The 15,148-nt window shown below is 66.3% G+C and carries 16 protein-coding genes; 9 read left to right on the forward strand and 7 right to left on the reverse strand.

Annotation, left to right across the window (positions count from 1 at the left end; all coding sequences use genetic code 11):
• Positions 1 to 64: 64 nt before the first annotated feature.
• Both ACZY08_RS20795 and ACZY08_RS20800 read right to left on the reverse strand, forming a co-directional pair.
• A complete protein-coding gene (locus tag ACZY08_RS20795; protein ID WP_463746490.1) occupies positions 65 to 1,309 on the reverse strand; it encodes an acyl-CoA dehydrogenase family protein in 1,245 nt (414 codons plus the stop codon).
• Between the two features lie 45 nt (positions 1,310 to 1,354).
• Complete coding sequence (locus tag ACZY08_RS20800; RefSeq protein ID WP_463746491.1) at positions 1,355 to 1,966, reverse strand: TetR family transcriptional regulator; 612 nt, start codon at positions 1,964 to 1,966, stop codon at positions 1,355 to 1,357.
• 122 nt (positions 1,967 to 2,088) lie between these two features.
• Here ACZY08_RS20800 and ACZY08_RS20805 point away from each other — a divergent pair, with 122 nt between their 5' ends.
• The 5 genes from ACZY08_RS20805 to ACZY08_RS20825 are packed head-to-tail and all read left to right on the forward strand — an operon-like array spanning position 2,089 to position 5,673.
• Positions 2,089 to 2,847: a hypothetical protein gene (locus tag ACZY08_RS20805; RefSeq protein WP_463746492.1), complete on the forward strand. Its 759-nt coding sequence runs from the start codon at positions 2,089 to 2,091 to the stop codon at positions 2,845 to 2,847.
• 44 nt (positions 2,848 to 2,891) lie between these two features.
• Positions 2,892 to 3,563, forward strand: coding sequence for a hypothetical protein (locus ACZY08_RS20810; protein WP_463746591.1), 672 nt, complete (start codon positions 2,892 to 2,894; stop codon positions 3,561 to 3,563).
• The gene (locus ACZY08_RS20815) at positions 3,550 to 4,128 is read left to right on the forward strand and encodes a cytochrome c oxidase subunit 3 (protein WP_463746493.1); all 579 of its coding nucleotides are present in this window, start codon (positions 3,550 to 3,552) and stop codon (positions 4,126 to 4,128) included. Before ACZY08_RS20810 ends, ACZY08_RS20815 begins: the two co-directional genes overlap by 14 nt.
• A gap of 2 nt (positions 4,129 to 4,130) precedes the next feature.
• The gene (locus ACZY08_RS20820) at positions 4,131 to 4,397 is read left to right on the forward strand and encodes a cytochrome C oxidase subunit IV family protein (RefSeq protein ID WP_166905767.1); all 267 of its coding nucleotides are present in this window, start codon (positions 4,131 to 4,133) and stop codon (positions 4,395 to 4,397) included.
• A 25-nt stretch (positions 4,398 to 4,422) separates the two neighbouring features.
• Complete coding sequence (locus ACZY08_RS20825; protein ID WP_463746494.1) at positions 4,423 to 5,673, forward strand: alpha/beta fold hydrolase; 1,251 nt, start codon at positions 4,423 to 4,425, stop codon at positions 5,671 to 5,673.
• Here the strand turns inward: ACZY08_RS20825 and ACZY08_RS20830 are convergent.
• Genes ACZY08_RS20830 through ACZY08_RS20845 form a run of 4 tightly spaced genes read right to left on the reverse strand, consistent with a single transcriptional unit; the run spans position 5,666 to position 11,168 of the window.
• A complete protein-coding gene (locus ACZY08_RS20830; protein ID WP_463746495.1) occupies positions 5,666 to 7,357 on the reverse strand; it encodes an ABC transporter family substrate-binding protein in 1,692 nt (563 codons plus the stop codon). The genes ACZY08_RS20825 and ACZY08_RS20830 overlap by 8 nt on opposite strands.
• Before the next feature lie 42 nt (positions 7,358 to 7,399).
• Positions 7,400 to 9,244 (reverse strand): ABC transporter ATP-binding protein, encoded by a 1,845-nt coding sequence (locus tag ACZY08_RS20835; RefSeq protein ID WP_463746496.1) that lies wholly within the window; start codon positions 9,242 to 9,244, stop codon positions 7,400 to 7,402.
• The gene (locus ACZY08_RS20840; protein ID WP_463746497.1) at positions 9,241 to 10,194 is read right to left on the reverse strand and encodes an ABC transporter permease; all 954 of its coding nucleotides are present in this window, start codon (positions 10,192 to 10,194) and stop codon (positions 9,241 to 9,243) included. Before ACZY08_RS20840 ends, ACZY08_RS20835 begins: the two co-directional genes overlap by 4 nt.
• The gene (locus ACZY08_RS20845) at positions 10,191 to 11,168 is read right to left on the reverse strand and encodes an ABC transporter permease (protein WP_064879614.1); all 978 of its coding nucleotides are present in this window, start codon (positions 11,166 to 11,168) and stop codon (positions 10,191 to 10,193) included. The genes ACZY08_RS20840 and ACZY08_RS20845 overlap by 4 nt, the downstream gene beginning before the upstream one ends.
• A 162-nt stretch (positions 11,169 to 11,330) precedes the next feature.
• Between ACZY08_RS20845 and ACZY08_RS20850 the strand changes: the two genes are divergently transcribed.
• Positions 11,331 to 11,594, forward strand: coding sequence for a hypothetical protein (locus ACZY08_RS20850; protein WP_463746498.1), 264 nt, complete (start codon positions 11,331 to 11,333; stop codon positions 11,592 to 11,594).
• 411 nt (positions 11,595 to 12,005) lie between these two features.
• A complete protein-coding gene (locus tag ACZY08_RS20855) occupies positions 12,006 to 12,245 on the forward strand; it encodes a hypothetical protein (RefSeq protein ID WP_463746499.1) in 240 nt (79 codons plus the stop codon).
• Here ACZY08_RS20855 and ACZY08_RS20860 read toward each other — a convergent pair.
• Positions 12,242 to 12,649 (reverse strand): hypothetical protein, encoded by a 408-nt coding sequence (locus ACZY08_RS20860; protein WP_463746500.1) that lies wholly within the window; start codon positions 12,647 to 12,649, stop codon positions 12,242 to 12,244. The two genes, ACZY08_RS20855 and ACZY08_RS20860, sit on opposite strands and share 4 nt — an antisense overlap.
• A 190-nt stretch (positions 12,650 to 12,839) precedes the next feature.
• Between ACZY08_RS20860 and ACZY08_RS20865 the strand changes: the two genes are divergently transcribed.
• Positions 12,840 to 13,544 (forward strand): response regulator transcription factor, encoded by a 705-nt coding sequence (locus tag ACZY08_RS20865; RefSeq protein ID WP_044521442.1) that lies wholly within the window; start codon positions 12,840 to 12,842, stop codon positions 13,542 to 13,544.
• On the forward strand, positions 13,522 to 15,120 hold the full coding sequence (locus ACZY08_RS20870) for a sensor histidine kinase (RefSeq protein ID WP_463746501.1): 1,599 nt from the start codon (positions 13,522 to 13,524) through the stop codon (positions 15,118 to 15,120). Before ACZY08_RS20865 ends, ACZY08_RS20870 begins: the two co-directional genes overlap by 23 nt.
• The last annotated feature ends 28 nt before the right edge of the window (positions 15,121 to 15,148 follow it).

Raw genomic sequence — 15,148 nt, forward strand, 5'->3', positions numbered from 1 at the left:
CCCTGCGATTTGTGGAGTCTCAGCCGCGCTCAGCACGGTTGAAACTCCACAAATCACCAGGGAATCAGAAGTAGGCGTTGGCCGGAATGGGCGTGCCGTGCAACAGGTTCTGGCCGATCACCCGTGCCTTGTAGGCCACCGGGTTGTGCAACGTGATGGTGCGGATGTTGCGCCAGTGCCGGTCCAGGTTGCGCTGCCGGGAAGCTGCGCTGGCGCCACCCAGCTCCAGCAGGCGGGTGGCGGCCTCGGGGGCGACGTCGTCGAGGTGCACTTTGACTTTGGCGACCTTGAGTTGGGCTTCCGCGGCGAGCCGCGCATCGGGCACCGCGGCGAGCCGCGCATCGGGCACGCCGTCGACGGCAGAATCCGTGGCAGCGCCGATCGCCGCCGCCGCGTCCAACACGGCGGCCCGGGCGACGTAGGCCGTACTGGCCAGAACGCCGAGCTGGCGTTGCAGCAGGGGATCGTCGGTGGGCCGCTCGGTGACGGCGTGGCTGAAGTTGCGTTCTCGCGAGCGCAGCAGCGCCACACCGTCGTCGACGACATTGGCCAGGATGCCGGCGACGACCGCGTGGATGAACAACTGCAGCGCGGCGTACTGGACGGTGGGCACCGGTTCGGCGTCATATTGTGTGTCGGACAGAATCTCGTCGGCCGCGACCGCGACATCGGTGAGCGTCGTGGTGCCGGTTCCGGTGCGGCGCTGGCCGAATCCGTCCCAATCGTCGACGAGCCGTACTCCGTCACGGTCGGTGGGCACCAGGACGTTGGCCACCGAGTCGTGATCGGTGGTGGCGGTCACGGTCAGATAGTCCGAGAACAAGGTGCCGGTGCTGTAGTACTTCTCGCCGGTGAGCCGGAAGGCGCCCGGGTTGTCGGCGTCGGCCAGCAGCCGGGTATTGAACACCAGGCTGCCCACCGCCAGGGAGCCCTTCTCACTGAAGGCGTTGCCGAAGAGCTTCCCCCCGGCGATCTTGCCCAGCCAGTGCTTGGACACCGGATCGTCGGCGCTGCGCAGGCGTTCTTCGGTGAACCAGAAGTGGGTCCGGAAGATGTGGGCCACGATGGGATCGGCCTTGGCCACGTCGATCACCGCGGAGAACAGCTGCGGCACAGTGAATCCGGCGCCGCCGAGGGTTTCGGGCAGGCGGAGGGTGCCAAACCCGGCGCGCTTGAGCGCGGCGACCTGGTCGAAGGGATTCTCGTCGTTGAGGTCGCGGTCCTTGGCGCCCGCAGCGATCGAGGCCAGCAGGTCATCCCATTCCGGTGTACCGGGCAAAACACGGGTCACGTTCTCGACGGTGGTCATGGCACTGTTGTATCCGCACCGGCTATCGGTGGGCACGCGTTTGGATCAGCCCGAACCTAAGGCAGGAACCCGCAAGCCGTACCGGTAGGTGGTCAGGTACTCGGCGATCACCGGAGCCCGGACCTCGGCTGTGTGCGGGATGGTGATCAACAGCGCGTAGAGGCCGACCAGAAATGACACGCCGTTGTGCATCACGTCCACTTCGGCCGGGATCTCGCCGCGCTCCTGAGCCCGCTGTAGCTCCTCGACCAGCGCGACGATCACAGGGTGACGGGCCCATTCCTCCGACGGTGGCCGGGTGGTGGAAAAGTGCAGGGCCAGAAAGTCTTTGAACAGACGGTCGCCCAGGCGTCGTTCGAGTTTCTCGAGCATGCGTACGGATTCGGACAGGGTGGCGCACACGTCGTGCGGCGTGTCGAAGAAGCGGCTGAGCTCGGTCGCCATGCGAAGTTGCTCGCGCTGCTCCAGTTCCACCAGGACGTGTTCCTTGGTGGGGAAGTGGAAGAAGAAGGTGCCGTGAGCGACGCCGGCGGCCGACGCGATCGCGGCGGTGTCGGCCGCGGCCATGCCGTTGTGTTTGAACTCGGAGATCGCTGCGCCCAACAATCGCTCCCGTGTCTGCAGGCCCTTGCGGCTGCGTGGCGATCCGGTGAGCACAGTCCCGATGCTATGACATCAGGAAACTGACTGTACTCAGTATCGGTCTTTCATTTCTTCCGGACTGCCGCTACGGTTTCGACAACGATCGGTTCTGACTGGAGTCAGTTTTGGAGGTTGGCGTGCAGATCCTGGAGCAGGTTCAAGACCTGCCGAAAGCCGGCAATATCAAGGCCCAGTGGGTGAGCCTGTGGACCGGGCCGGCGGTGGGTGTGGTGCTGGTGGTGGCGCTGCTGGCGTTCCCCGGCTTCTGGCCACCGATGTCGCCGACCTGGAATGCACAGCAGGTCGCCGAGTTCTACGCCGATCACACCGCGTGGATCCGGTTCAGCCAGGTGACGTTCAACCTGTGCGGCATCCTGATTCTGCCGTTCTTCATGGTGATCGTCGTCCAGATGAAGCGCATGAAGGGCCAGACCCACGTATTCGCCTACTGCTATCTCACCGCGGTGGTCAGCGGTGCCACCATCTTCGCGCTGTCCAATGTCTTCTTCCTGGTGGCCGCGTTTCGTCCGGACCGCAGCCCCGAGCTGGTCATGCTTCTCAACGACCTGGCGTGGATCGTGTTCGTCGCGCCGGTCGGCATGGTGGTGTCACAGTTTGTGCTGCTGGCCGTCGCGGTCCACTTCGACAATGGGCCCGCCCCGGTGTTTCCCCGCTGGGTAGGGCATTACTCGCTGGCCACCGCGGTGGCGATGGTCCCCGCCGCCGGCGCGGCGGTGTTCCAGACCGGGCCGCTGGCCTGGGACGGCGTGCTGTCCTTCTGGTTGCGCAACGGTGCTTTCGCCCTCTTCGTCATCGTGATGTTCTTCGTGCTGCGCCGTGCGGTGATCAGCCAGGCGGTGTCCGAGGGCGTCGCCGAAGGAAGGGTTCAGGCGTGACCGTCCTGACCCAGGCGCCACCGGGCAGGCCCGATGTGCGTCTGATGACCTGGTTCTTCCCGGCCTGGTACGGGGCATTCGGTGTCATCATCTGCATCCTGACCCGAGTGACGCCGCCACCCCGGCCCGATGTCACCGCGGCCGACAAGGTGGCGTTCTTCACCGAACACGGGCTGACCATCAAGGTCGGTTTCTGTCTGCTGCTGATCCTGCTGGGCGGCGCGGCGATGACCAACGGTCTGGTCGCCTACCAGATCAAGCGCATGTCGGTGGGCTCGGCTTTCGCCTATGGCTATATCGGCGGCATGGGTGTCGGTGCGGTGCCCGGCTTCCTGTTGGTATCGGTGTGCTTTCTCACCGCTGCCTTCCGGCCCGACCGCGACCCGGAACTGATCAGCCTGCTCTATGACCTCGGGATGCTTTCCTACAACGGCTCGTTGGGCTGTTTTACGGCGGCTTACCTGGTATTTGCGATCGCCATCCTCTACGACAAGAACAACATCTTCCCGGCGTGGTTCGCCTACGTGACCATCTGGCAGATCATCACCGAGGTGATCGCCACCCAGATGTTCCTGTTCCAGTCGGGGCCGTTCGCCTGGAACGGGTCGATCGCGTTCTGGTGGGCGGTGGTGGTGTTCTCTGTCTGGCTCTCGGCATTGATCGTGTTACTGAGGCAGGCAGCGATGCGTGAGGCGGCATGCAATGACGCAGACTGATTCACAACCCCGGGCAACGTCGGAGCACGTGCCCGGTGACGGACACATGTGGGTGATGGTGCTCGGAGATCTCGTCATCTTCGGTGGCTACTTCATCGTCTTCATGATCTACCGGGCCATGCATCCGGACGAATTCTTGCGTGCCCAACAGCATCTCGACATCACGATCGGTGTCCTCAACACGGTGATCCTGCTGACCAGTTCGTGGTTGGTGGCTCGTGCGGTACTGGCGGCCCGTGCCGGCCGTCACGAAGCAGCCGTCCGACTCACCTGCGCCGGCGGGGTCGGCGGCCTGATGTTCATGGCCTGCAAGGGTTATGAATGGGTGGTCAAGATCCGGAACGGGCACACCAATTCGGAGATGTTCTACTCGTTCTACTACGTGCTGACGGGTGTGCACCTGATCCACGTCTTGATCGGGCTCATCGTGCTGGGCGTGATCGTGCGGGAGCTACGCAACCCGTCCCGCCGCCGCGCGTCGGTCGTGGAGGCGGGCGCGGTCTACTGGCACATGGTCGACCTGCTCTGGGTGATCATCTTCGGCCTGTTGTACGTGGTGAGGTGACGATGACCGACAAGGCTGTGACTCAGACGTGGCTGGTGCTGGTCGCCATCACCGTCGGATCCTGGTGGTTGGCACCGGCACAGTATTCGGACGCGTTGCGGGCAAGCGTGCCGATCACCGCGCTGGTGCTCGTGCTGACACTGATCAAGTCCCGTTTGATCATCCGGCAGTTCATGGAGGTCAGAACGGCACCGAAGTGGCTCAAACTCGCCACGGACGGCTGGCTGGTGGTGCTGTTCGGGGCGATTTTCGCCATCTATCTGATCTGAGCGTTGCGCGGCACAATGGAGCGCAATGACGATGAGCGCCAAGCGCAGGCGGGTGCACGACAAGCTGGCTGCGCTACCGGGGGTGCGGGCGGTGCGACGCCCGGTCAGTCCGGGTTCTGACGAGCAGTTCGACCTGTTCTACGTGCGGGCCGGGCGCAAATCGGCGCACCCGGTGGTGATCATCCCGGGCGGCCCCGGCGTGGCATCGATCCTGCCGTACCGGTCGTTGCGTAGACGTGCGGCCGCGGCCGGATTCGACGTGATCATGATCGAGCACCGTGGCATCGGGATGTCGCGGCACACCGACGCGGGTGCGGATCTGCCGCCGGCGGCCATCACCGTCGAGCAGGTGGTCGATGACATCGCCGCGGTGCTCGACGACGCGGGCGTGCGCGACGCGGTGCTGTACGGCACCTCCTACGGGAGCTATGTCGCCGCCGGTTTCGGTGTCCGCCATCCGGACCGGTTGGCGGCCATGGTGCTGGACTCGCCACTGCTGTCCACCGCCGATATCGAAGCAATGCGCAGTGCCATTCGGGGTCTCCTGTGGGAGGGTGCGGTCCCGGAGACCGCGGACCTGGCACCCAAGGTTCGGCGCCTGGTGGCCGACGGGGCGCTGGCCACCAGGGGAGGGGAACTGGCCGGTCTGCTGTACGGTTTCGGCGGCGCCGACCTGCTGGGCCGCCAGCTCGACCTGTTGCTGCGCGGGCGCACGGTGGTGTGGTCTGCGCTCGCCCGGCTGAGTCGGATATCGGCACGAAAAGCGCCGTACCGCAACGAGGTAGACCTCGTCGGGCGGATTGCCTTCCGCGAATTGAACTATGCCGGGGTGCCCGACGGCCTGCCGCTGGACCCTGCGCTGGAGATGGCCGACATGATCGGCAGCGCGAAGTTCTTCGAACCGTTCGAGGCCGAACCATTCGACCTACCGGCCGAATTGCCGAACTTTCACTGGCCCACCGTCGTGCTGTCCGGCGGCCGGGATCTGACCACGCCGCCGGCTGTTGCCGAGCGGATCGCGCAACTGGTGCCCGGGGCCGTGTTGGTTCGGATGCCGACGGTGGTGCACAGCGTGATCGACACCAGGGAACGTGCCGCTTTTGCGGTGATCCGTGCAGTGCGCGACGGTGTGTCCGAACAACTTCCGGCCACCGGCGATGAACTGGACGCCTTGCCTGCGCGTCCCCTGATCCGGGCGGCGGTATCGGCCATCGCGGCGGCCACCGCCGTGGAGTCGGCGGTGCCGACCGCGAAAACGCGGGAACGGCCTACTTGACGAAACCGACCTTGGTGTAGTCGGTGTCGGCCAGGCCGGGGGCCCCGAAATTGGCCAGATTGCTGCGCACCGCGACGTTTCCGGGTGACTGGAACAGCGGGAGGCTGAACACCTCGTCGAACAGCATCTTGTCCAGCTCGTTGGCCAGGGTCAGTGCCTTGGCCGGGTCCAGTTCTTCCAGCGTCTGCTCGATCTTGGCGTCGATCTCCGGGCTGCCGATCTTCCCGAAGTTACTGGCCCCGTCCTGCGCATAGATCTGGGTCAGTGAACTCAGTGGGAAAGCGTCGCCGAGGAAGGCGAACTGGGCAATGTCGAAGTCGCCCTTGATGATGTAGTTGGTGAAGAACCCGGTACCCGGCTTGGTGTCGAGCTTCAGGTTCACCCCGATCTGGCCGAGCATGTTCTGCGCGATCTGGGCTACCTGCCGGGTGCTGCCCGCGTCGTAGAACACGTTGCGAATGACGAGTTCCTTGCCGTCCTTCTCCCGGAACTGCCGTCCCTCAGGCACTTTCCAGCCCAGGGCGTCGAGTTCGGCCTTGGCTTTCTCGGGATCGAACGCCACCGACGCGGCGTTGTCCTGGTAACCCTGCTGACCCGCGACGAAGATGTGGTTGTTCAGCGGGACCGGGTTGTCGGTGAGACCCCGCTGGGTGATGTTGGCGAGCGCCTGACGATCGATGCCCTTGGCGACCGCGCTGCGCAGCGCCGGGTCGGCCAGGATCGAGCCGGGTGCCCCGTTGAAGGTCAGGTGGTACCAGCTGGCGGACGGTGCCCGTCGGATGCTGATCCCCGCGGTCTTACGGGCGATGGTCAGTTCGTCCAGCGACGCGGTGCCGGTCGCGTCGATGGTGTTGTTCTGCAGCGCCGGGATGCGGGCGGCGTCATCGAGCACCAGGTAGGTGATGGTGTCCAGCAGCGGCGGGGTACCCCACCATTTCGGGTTGCGGCTCAACGTGATCCGTTGAGCGCCCCGGTCGACGTTGGTCACCATGAACGGGCCCGCCGACGGCCCGGGCGCAGTGAGTTGACCCTTGTTGAAGGCCTCGGGGGTGGAGGTCATGCTCTTGGGCAGCAGCCGGCCGTTGCCGGCGAACATGCCCTTCCAGTCCGCGTAGGGCTTGGCGAATGTCATCACGGCCTGGCGGTCGTCGACGCCGCGGGTCACCGAGGCCACCCGCTCGAAGCCGTTGGGCGCAGCGATGACGAACGCCGGATCCTTGCCGCTGTTGGCCTCGGCCTGGGACTTGATGTCCTCCCAGGTGATCGGCGTGCCGTCGGTCCACACCGCCTTGGGGTTGATCGTGTAGGTGACCACCTGGGGGTTGGTGCCCGTCAGTTCGACATTGGTGAAGTAGTCGCTGTTGACCGTCGCCGATCCGTCGGCGGCGATCACGAACGTGCGCGGCATGGTGGCCCTGGTGAGCGCGCCGACGTCGCCGGTGTTGCCGTCGAGGTGCAGCGGGTTGAAGTTCGAGGGGAACTCGGTCAGGGCAAGGCGCAGATTGCCGCCCTGACGCAGGTTCGCGACGTCCTGCGGATTGATGTCGTTGGTGGTGCCGAGCTCGGCGTTGCCGCCGGCCGACGGGGCTTCCCGTTCGCCGCCCGAACACCCGGCCAGAGCCAGTGCGGTGACTGCTGCGACGACGGCGAAACGCTGGAACCTGAACCGCTTGAACCCGCTCACCCCGTCGATGCTAGATGCCGACACCGGTGGATGCGGCAATACCTAACCGTTGACCGGCTTTGGTTGCGGAACCGCGGCCAGCAACTTGCGGGTGTAGGCGTGCTGTGGGTTGGCGAACACCTCATCGCCCGAGCCCTGTTCGACGACCGCGCCCTTGTACATCACCGCGACATCGTGGGCCAGGTGCTTGACCACCGACAGATCGTGGGAGACGAACAGGTAGGCCAGGCCGAACTGGTCCTGCAGGTCCAGCAGCAGGTTGATGATCCCGGCCTGGATGGAGACGTCCAGCGCGGAGACGGGTTCGTCGAGCGCGATGATCTTGGGCTGTAACGACAGGGCGCGGGCGATCCCGATGCGCTGCTTCTGCCCGCCGGAGAACTCGGCCGGATAGCGGCCGGCGTCGGCGCGCCGAAGGCCCACCAACTCCAGTAGCTCGGCCACCCGCTGGTCGATCCGTGGTTTGTCGAAACCGTTGGCGGTCAACGGCTCTGCCAACACATCAGACACCGGTAGCCGCGGGTCCAGCGAAGCTACCGGATCCTGGAACACCACTTGAAGATCGGTGCGCAGTCCGCGGCGCGTCCTCCGGTTCAGGGTGGCTACGTCGGAGCCGAGTACTTCGATCGAACCTGATTGCGGTGCAGTCAGATTCAAGATCTGATGCAGGGTGGTGGATTTGCCCGAACCGGACTCACCGACGATGCCCAGCGTGCGGCCACTGCGCAGGTCGAAGCTGACGTCGTCGACCGCGCGGACCTCGCCGACCTGCCGGCGCAGCACCACCCCTTTGGTCAGCTTGTAGGTCTTGGACAAGTTGTGCACCCGAAGCACCACGTCGGCGTCGGTGCCACGTTTCTCAGTGGTGGTTCCGGCAGCGCCTGGTACCTCGTAGATCTCGGCGGCGCTGCGCCCGCTGACCTGATCGGTGCGGATGCACGCGGCGTGGTGATCCGGCGCCAACTCGATGAGTTCTGGCTCGGCGGCCTCACATTCGTCGATGGCCAGCGGGCAACGTGGGGCGAACGGGCAACCGTGCGGCTCCGTGGTGAGCGACGGCGGTGCACCGGGGATGGGCACCAGGCGGGTGCCCTGCGCCGCATCCAGGCGTGGCACCGAGCCGAGCAGGCCGACGGTGTAGGGCATCCGGGCCTTCTCGTACAGCGTGGCCACCGGAGCGTCCTCGACGGCCCGCCCGGCGTACATGACCAGGGCCCGGTCGGCGAATTCGGCGACCACGCCGAGGTCGTGGGTGATGATCAGAACTCCGGCCCCGGTGACGTCGCGCGCGGTCTTGAGAACGTCGAGAATCTGGGCCTGCACCGTGACGTCGAGAGCGGTGGTGGGCTCGTCGCAGATCAGCAGGTCGGGATCGTTGGCGATGGCGATGGCGATGACCACCCGTTGGCGTTCGCCGCCGGACAACTCGTGCGGGAAGGATCGGGCGCGCTGTTCCGGTTGGGCGATGCCGACCAGCTCCAGCAGTTCGACCGCCCGGGACCGGGCCGCGCGGCGGCCGAGGTTGCGGTTGTGGGCTTCGAGCGCCTCGGCGATCTGATCGCCCACGGTGTAGACCGGGGTGAGGGCGGACATGGGGTCCTGGAAAACGGTGCCGATGGTGTTGCCCCGGACCCGTGACATCTGTGCGTCGGACAGCCCGATCAGTTCCTCGCCACGCAGCCGCACCGACCCGGACACCTCGGCGAACTCGGGTAGCAGCCCGACCACCGCCATGGCACTGGCCGATTTCCCGGCGCCGGACTCCCCGACGAGTGCGACCACCTCACCGGAATCCACGTGAAAGTTCAGGCCCCGCACTGCGTGTACCGCGTCGGTATCGGTGGGGAAGTCCACCGTCAGATCGGATACCTCGAGTAGCCGGCTCATCGGCCGCCGTCCTTCCGCTGCCGACGCCGCCGTCGCAACCGGCCGCTTCCCGGGTCGAGTGCGTCGCGCAAGCCGTCACCGATCAGGTTGGCGCACAGGATTATCAGCACCAATACGCCGGCCGGGAACAGGAACACCCAGGGGAAGGTGGTCGCTGACTTGGTGCCGTCGGCGATCAGCGTGCCCAGCGATACGTCGGGCGCCTGGATGCCGAATCCCAGGTAGCTCAAACCGGTTTCGGACAGGATCGCCACGCCGACATTGAGCGCGGTGTCGATGATCAGGATGGATGCCACGTTGGGCAGGATGTGTCGCACGATGATGCGCCAACTGCTGACACCCATATAGCGGGCAGCCAAGACGAATTCGCGTTCCCGCAGGCTCAGGGTCATGCCGCGCACGATGCGTGAGCTGATCATCCAGCTGAACGCCGAGAGCAGCACGATCAGCCAGAACACCCGATCGGACTGGCTCAACCGCGGCGTGACGATGGCGATCAGGATGAAGCTGGGTACCACCAGCAGCACGTCGACGATCCACATGAGGGTGCGATCGCGCCAGCCGCCGAAGTATCCGGCGATCGAGCCGACCGTGGCGGCGATGATGGTCGAGATGAAGGCCACGCAGATGCCGATCAGCATGGATTTCTGCATACCGCGCAGGGTTTGGGCGAAAATGTCCTGGCCGAGGGCGTTCGTGCCGAACCAGTGGTCGGCCGATGGCGGCTCCTGCAGCGCGTAGTAGTCGAGGTCCGAATAGCTGTAGGGCAGGACCGACGGAAGCGCGTAGCAGGCCACGAACATGATCACCAGCAGTGTCAGCGACGCCACGGCGGGCCAGTTGCGCAGGAACCGCCGGAACACGAGGGTGCGCCGGGTGGCGAACTCCTCGGTGTGCAGGCCCGAGCGGGCCGCGGCGGCATCACCGGTGGGGGCGGAAGTCTGGGTCATGTGACGCGCACCCTCGGATCGAGCATCGCGTAGATGACGTCGGAGAGCAGGCCGGCAACCAGGATCACAGTGCCGGTGAACACGGTGATGGCCGCGATGATGTTGGTGTCCTGGGTGGCGATGCCCTGCACCACCCATTCGCCCATGCCGTGCCAGCCGAAGATCTTCTCGACGAACACCGAGCCGGTGACCAGCCCGGCCACCCCATAGGCGAAGAGGGTGGCCATCGGAATGAGTGCGGTCCGCAGCCCGTGCTTGAACAGGGCGCGACGCCGGGTCAGGCCTTTGGCCCGCGCGGTGCGGATGAAGTCCTGGCCGAGCACGTCGAGCATCGCGTTGCGCTGGTACCTGCTGTATCCGGCGATCGCCATCAGCGCCAGGGTGAACGTCGGCAGCACGAGGTGCTGTAGCCGGTCGACGAACTGGTCCCAGGCGCCGCCGACGGGCACCGGCGCCGTTTCGCCCGTGTACTCGAAAATTTGAACGCCGAGAATCGAGTTCACGTTGAGTGCGGCCAGGATCAGCATGTTGGCGATCACGAAGGACGGCGTGCTGATCACCAGCAGGGACAGCACGGTAATGACGCGATCGGACAGCCGGTATTGGCGGATCGCACCCCAGGCCCCGACCACCACGCCGATCACGGCGCCCGAAATCGCGCCGATGACGAGCAGCCGCAGGGTCACCCCGATGCGTCGCCACAACTCGTCGACCACCGGCTGGCCGGTCACCGTGGTGCCGAAGTCGCCGCGGACGGCATCGGCTGCCCAGTTCGCGTAGCGGAGCGGAATGGGCTGATCGAGGCCGAGTTCAGCGGCTTTCGCGTCGATCGCCGATTGCGGGGGCCGCGGATTGCGCTGCTCGAGGCTGTCGAGGGGTTTGAAGTTCAGCGACGTCAGCGTGAACGTGAGGAACGAGGCCAGGGCCAGCAACACGATGTAGTTGAGCAGCCGGCGCGCCAGGAAGCGCGTCATCCGGTTGTTCCCGCCCACGGCTGCATGCCAGACAGGGTAGAGCAGCCGGGAACCGGAATCCGGTCAGCGCGGCGATGTGTGCGTTCGGCGCGCCCGCACTCGGTGGGTAATAGACAGTGGAGCCACAGCCTCGGCATAGAAATCAGGGGTTCACTGAAATACATGAAGGTCAGCGGACTGAAGAATGTGAAAGTGATCGCTGCGGTCGCCGGTGGGGCGGCAGTGGTGGGGCTGGGCGTGTTCGGAGCGGTCTCGGACGTACACCTGGGGATGGGGGCCGGTACGCAAGCAGTGGCTTCCGGATCCCACATGAACGTCGGTCAGACGAGTACGGAGACGACGCCGCCGACCGCGCCGGTGGTGTCGATGGCTGTGCCCGCCATCAAGGGGTACACGCCGCCGTCCGGGTTCGCCACCACGCACTGAGCGCGCGGATACGCGCCGGGTAAGTGGTTTCACCGCCACCCGCTGCGGCTATACGTCGCGCGGGAGGTGAGCGCATTGGGTAGCGCGAAGGAAAACAATCAGCGAAATCTGAAACTGATCGCAGCCGGGGTCGGGGCGATCGGCGGGTTAGCCACGGCGGTCCTCGGGGTGGGGCTGGGCGGTGGCCTAAGCGGCGCGCAGCAGCGGGTGGAACCGCCGGCCATCACCACTGGCCAAACCGTCACCGAGACGACTCCGCCGACGGCCCCCGAGACTTCGAAGGGCACGCCTACGGTCTCCGCGACCACGCCGTCGGGGTTTGCCACACCACACTGATCGCGGCGGATCTCACCGACCGGTGCCTGTGAGGTCGGGTTTACCCCGTCCACAGGCCCCGGTAGGGAGGTCTGTGTGACAGGAGACGAACGCAGTAAGCGGACGAAGTACGCGATGGCCGGCGTCGGAGCGATCGCACTGGCAGCGATGGGCGCGTTCGGTGCCCTGATGGCCCAAGCGCCGAGCAGTGGGGCGGTGCCGGCGGTCAATGTCGGTGAAACCGTAACCAAGACAACGGCGCCCACCGAACTCGAGACCTCTTTCGCGAAGCCGAAGGTCAAGGTCGAGCTGCCTGACGGGTACGGCAACGGTTAACGGCCGGGCGCCTCGCCGATGCTGGCGACGGTCGGCTTGTCCGCTGGTGCCGACCCGTTGCGGGTGGCCTTGATCAGGACCCGGTCGTTGACCCCGAACGGGGGCTTGGCAGCGTCGGGCAGGGAGTAGCTCTGGGTGAATCCATCGTTGCTCCGCACGGTGACCGAGGATGCGCTCAGGTCGGTGATCGTGCCGGTCTGGACAAGCGTCGTACGGTAGCCGCCGTCGCGGCCGGCCAGCACTGCCTCGCTGTGGATCGTGGCGGGATCGGGCCGGTCGGGCGGTTGCCAGGCGCCGTGATCGCCCGGGCCCTGAGTATCGGTGGCGGCGTAGACGGCCGCGCCGCCGAGCCCCGCAACAGCCACTGCGATGCCGACGGCGGCCACCGTGGGTCGGATGCTCATGCGATCCACGCTGCCGGTGCTGTCTGGGTGTCGGCTGTGTATGGCCTCTGCCCCGGATGTGGGGATTCTTCACAGCTGGCGCATAGAGAGCGCTCAGTCTGGGCCTAACGAGCGGGCGAATAATGAGCGGGTGAGCACTGCGACCAACGGGACGACCAATGGCACCGATTCCGAGTCCGGGCGCGCCGTCATGCGCCGTGCCGATGGCAACCCGATCCAGGTCCTGGTGGTCGACGACGAGCCGGTACTGGCCGAGCTGGTGTCGATGGCGTTGCGCTACGAGGGCTGGGACATCGCCACAGCAGGCGACGGCGCGAGCGCGATCGCCGCGGCCCGGGAGAACCCGCCCGATGTGGTCGTCCTCGACGTGATGCTGCCCGATATGAGCGGTCTTGACGTCCTGCGCAAACTGCGCGAACAGATTCCCGGCCTGCCGTTGCTGCTGCTGACCGCCAAGGATTCAGTGGAGGACCGCATCGCCGGTCTCACCGCCGGCGGCGACGACTACGTCACCAAACCGTTCAGCCTGGAGGAAGTGGTGCTGCGGCTGCGGGCGCTGCTCCGGCGCACCGGGGTGACCAGTGAAGACGGCGGCGCCAAGATCGTCGTCGGCGATCTCGTACTCGACGAGGACAGTCATGAGGTGACCCGCGCCGGTGACCCGATCACCCTGACCGCCACCGAGTTCGAGCTTTTGCGTTTCATGATGCGCAACGCCAAGCGGGTGTTGAGCAAGGCCCAGATCCTGGACCGGGTGTGGAGTTACGACTTCGGCGGCCGGTCCAACATCGTCGAGCTGTACGTCTCGTATCTGCGCAAGAAGATCGACAGCGGACGGGAACCGATGATCCACACGTTGCGCGGTGCGGGTTATGTCCTCCGGCCCGCCCGCTGAGGTGACGGCCGGGCCGGTGAGCGCGACCCGGTGGTGGTCACCGCGGACCTGGTCGCTGCGCGCTCGGCTGGTCGTCACCCAGGTAGCCCTGCTGGCGGTGGTGTGCGCGAGCATCGGCGTAGCGACAGAGTTTGCGCTGCAACGGTTTTTGATGAACCAACTCGACGATCAACTGATCGAGGCCGGCCGGCGTTCGGCCGCCATCTTCGAATTGCCGCCTCCGCCACCCGGATTCCCGCCGCCACCGGGCATGCGTCGTCATCACCGCGTTCCCTTCGACCCCGAGGATGGGCCGGGTCCCGGATTCCTCAACGCACCGGGTCAGGCCGCACGCACGGTCGGGGCGGTGGTGGCACCGAGTCGGCCGGTGGACGCGGGGGTGATCACCGCCGAGGGGGACCGCGTCGAGGTCAGCGCGGCTGCGGCCGCCCAGCTGTCCCAGATTCCGGCCACCCGGGATCCCGAAACCGTGGACGTCGACGGGCTGGGCCGCTACCGGCTGATCGGCCTGCACCCGCGCCACGGCGGGCCGCAGACCATCGTGACCGGGCTGCCGACTGCTGTCGTCGACGACACCCTGCTGTGGGTGCTCGGGATGTTCTGTGTGCTGGCGGTGATCGCGCTGATCGCCGCGACCACCGCGGGGACCCTGATAATCCGGCGCCAGCTGGCCCCGCTCTCACGCGTTTCGGCGGCCGCGCGCCGGGTGGCCGATCTCGAGCTCGACCGTGGCGAGGTGGAGTTGCCCACACCGATCGTCCCGGTCGACCCGGCCAGCGCCCACACGGAAGTCGGCCAGCTCGGCACCTCGTTGAACCGGATGCTCGACCGCATCGCCAGCGCGCTGTCGGCCCGGCACGCCAGTGAGACCCGGGTGCGCCAGTTCGTCGCCGACGCCAGTCACGAACTGCGGACACCGCTGGCCGCGATCCGGGGTTACACCGAGTTGGCCCAGCGCAAGCGAGACGAGCTGCCCGGCGACGTGGCCCATGCGATGAACCGGGTGGAGTCCGAGACCACGCGCATGACACAACTGGTCGAGGACATGCTGCTGCTGGCCCGCCTCGACGCCGGTCGCCCACTGGAACGCGACAGTGTCGATCTGTCCCGGCTGATCGTCGACACGGTCAGCGACGCTCACGTCGCGGGCCCCGACCACCAGTGGTCGTTGGATCTGCCCGAAGACCCGGTGGTGGTCGAAGGCGACGAGGCCAGGCTGCATCAGGTGCTGGCGAATCTGCTGGCCAACGCGCGGACACACACCCCCGCCGGTACCTCGGTGACTGTGTCGCTGAAACCCGACGTCGGTGCCGTTCTCCTGGCCGTCGCCGACGACGGTCCCGGCATACCCGCGACACTGCTGCCCGACGTGTTCGAACGATTCGCCCGCGGCGACTCGTCGCGTTCGCGGCGCGAGGGCAGCACCGGGTTGGGCCTGGCGATCGTGGCCGCGGTGGTGAAGGCACACGGCGGCACCATCGAGGTGAGCAGTACGGCGGGTTCGACAGAGTTCGTGGTGCGTCTCCCGGGTGAGAGCTCACAGGGCACGCACAGGACGGACCAATCGGGCACCTAGCAGCCACGACAAATATGAAGTGGTGACC

It is taken from the genome of Mycobacterium sp. IDUB_9, from assembly GCF_055419505.1.

Coding starts and splice junctions, on each gene's coding strand:
- ACZY08_RS20870 (WP_463746501.1), top strand. CDS start 13,522: ATGTCCTCCGGCCCGCCCGCTGAGGTGACGGCCGGGCCGGTGAGCGCG.
- ACZY08_RS20795 (WP_463746490.1), bottom strand. CDS start 1,309: ATGACCACCGTCGAGAACGTGACCCGTGTTTTGCCCGGTACACCGGAA.
- ACZY08_RS20865 (WP_044521442.1), top strand. CDS start 12,840: ATGCGCCGTGCCGATGGCAACCCGATCCAGGTCCTGGTGGTCGACGAC.
- ACZY08_RS20820 (WP_166905767.1), top strand. CDS start 4,131: ATGACCGACAAGGCTGTGACTCAGACGTGGCTGGTGCTGGTCGCCATC.
- ACZY08_RS20850 (WP_463746498.1), top strand. CDS start 11,331: ATGAAGGTCAGCGGACTGAAGAATGTGAAAGTGATCGCTGCGGTCGCC.
- ACZY08_RS20840 (WP_463746497.1), bottom strand. CDS start 10,194: ATGACCCAGACTTCCGCCCCCACCGGTGATGCCGCCGCGGCCCGCTCG.
- ACZY08_RS20810 (WP_463746591.1), top strand. CDS start 2,892: ATGACCTGGTTCTTCCCGGCCTGGTACGGGGCATTCGGTGTCATCATC.
- ACZY08_RS20825 (WP_463746494.1), top strand. CDS start 4,423: ATGACGATGAGCGCCAAGCGCAGGCGGGTGCACGACAAGCTGGCTGCG.
- ACZY08_RS20845 (WP_064879614.1), bottom strand. CDS start 11,168: ATGACGCGCTTCCTGGCGCGCCGGCTGCTCAACTACATCGTGTTGCTG.
- ACZY08_RS20860 (WP_463746500.1), bottom strand. CDS start 12,649: ATGAGCATCCGACCCACGGTGGCCGCCGTCGGCATCGCAGTGGCTGTT.
- ACZY08_RS20815 (WP_463746493.1), top strand. CDS start 3,550: ATGACGCAGACTGATTCACAACCCCGGGCAACGTCGGAGCACGTGCCC.
- ACZY08_RS20835 (WP_463746496.1), bottom strand. CDS start 9,244: ATGAGCCGGCTACTCGAGGTATCCGATCTGACGGTGGACTTCCCCACC.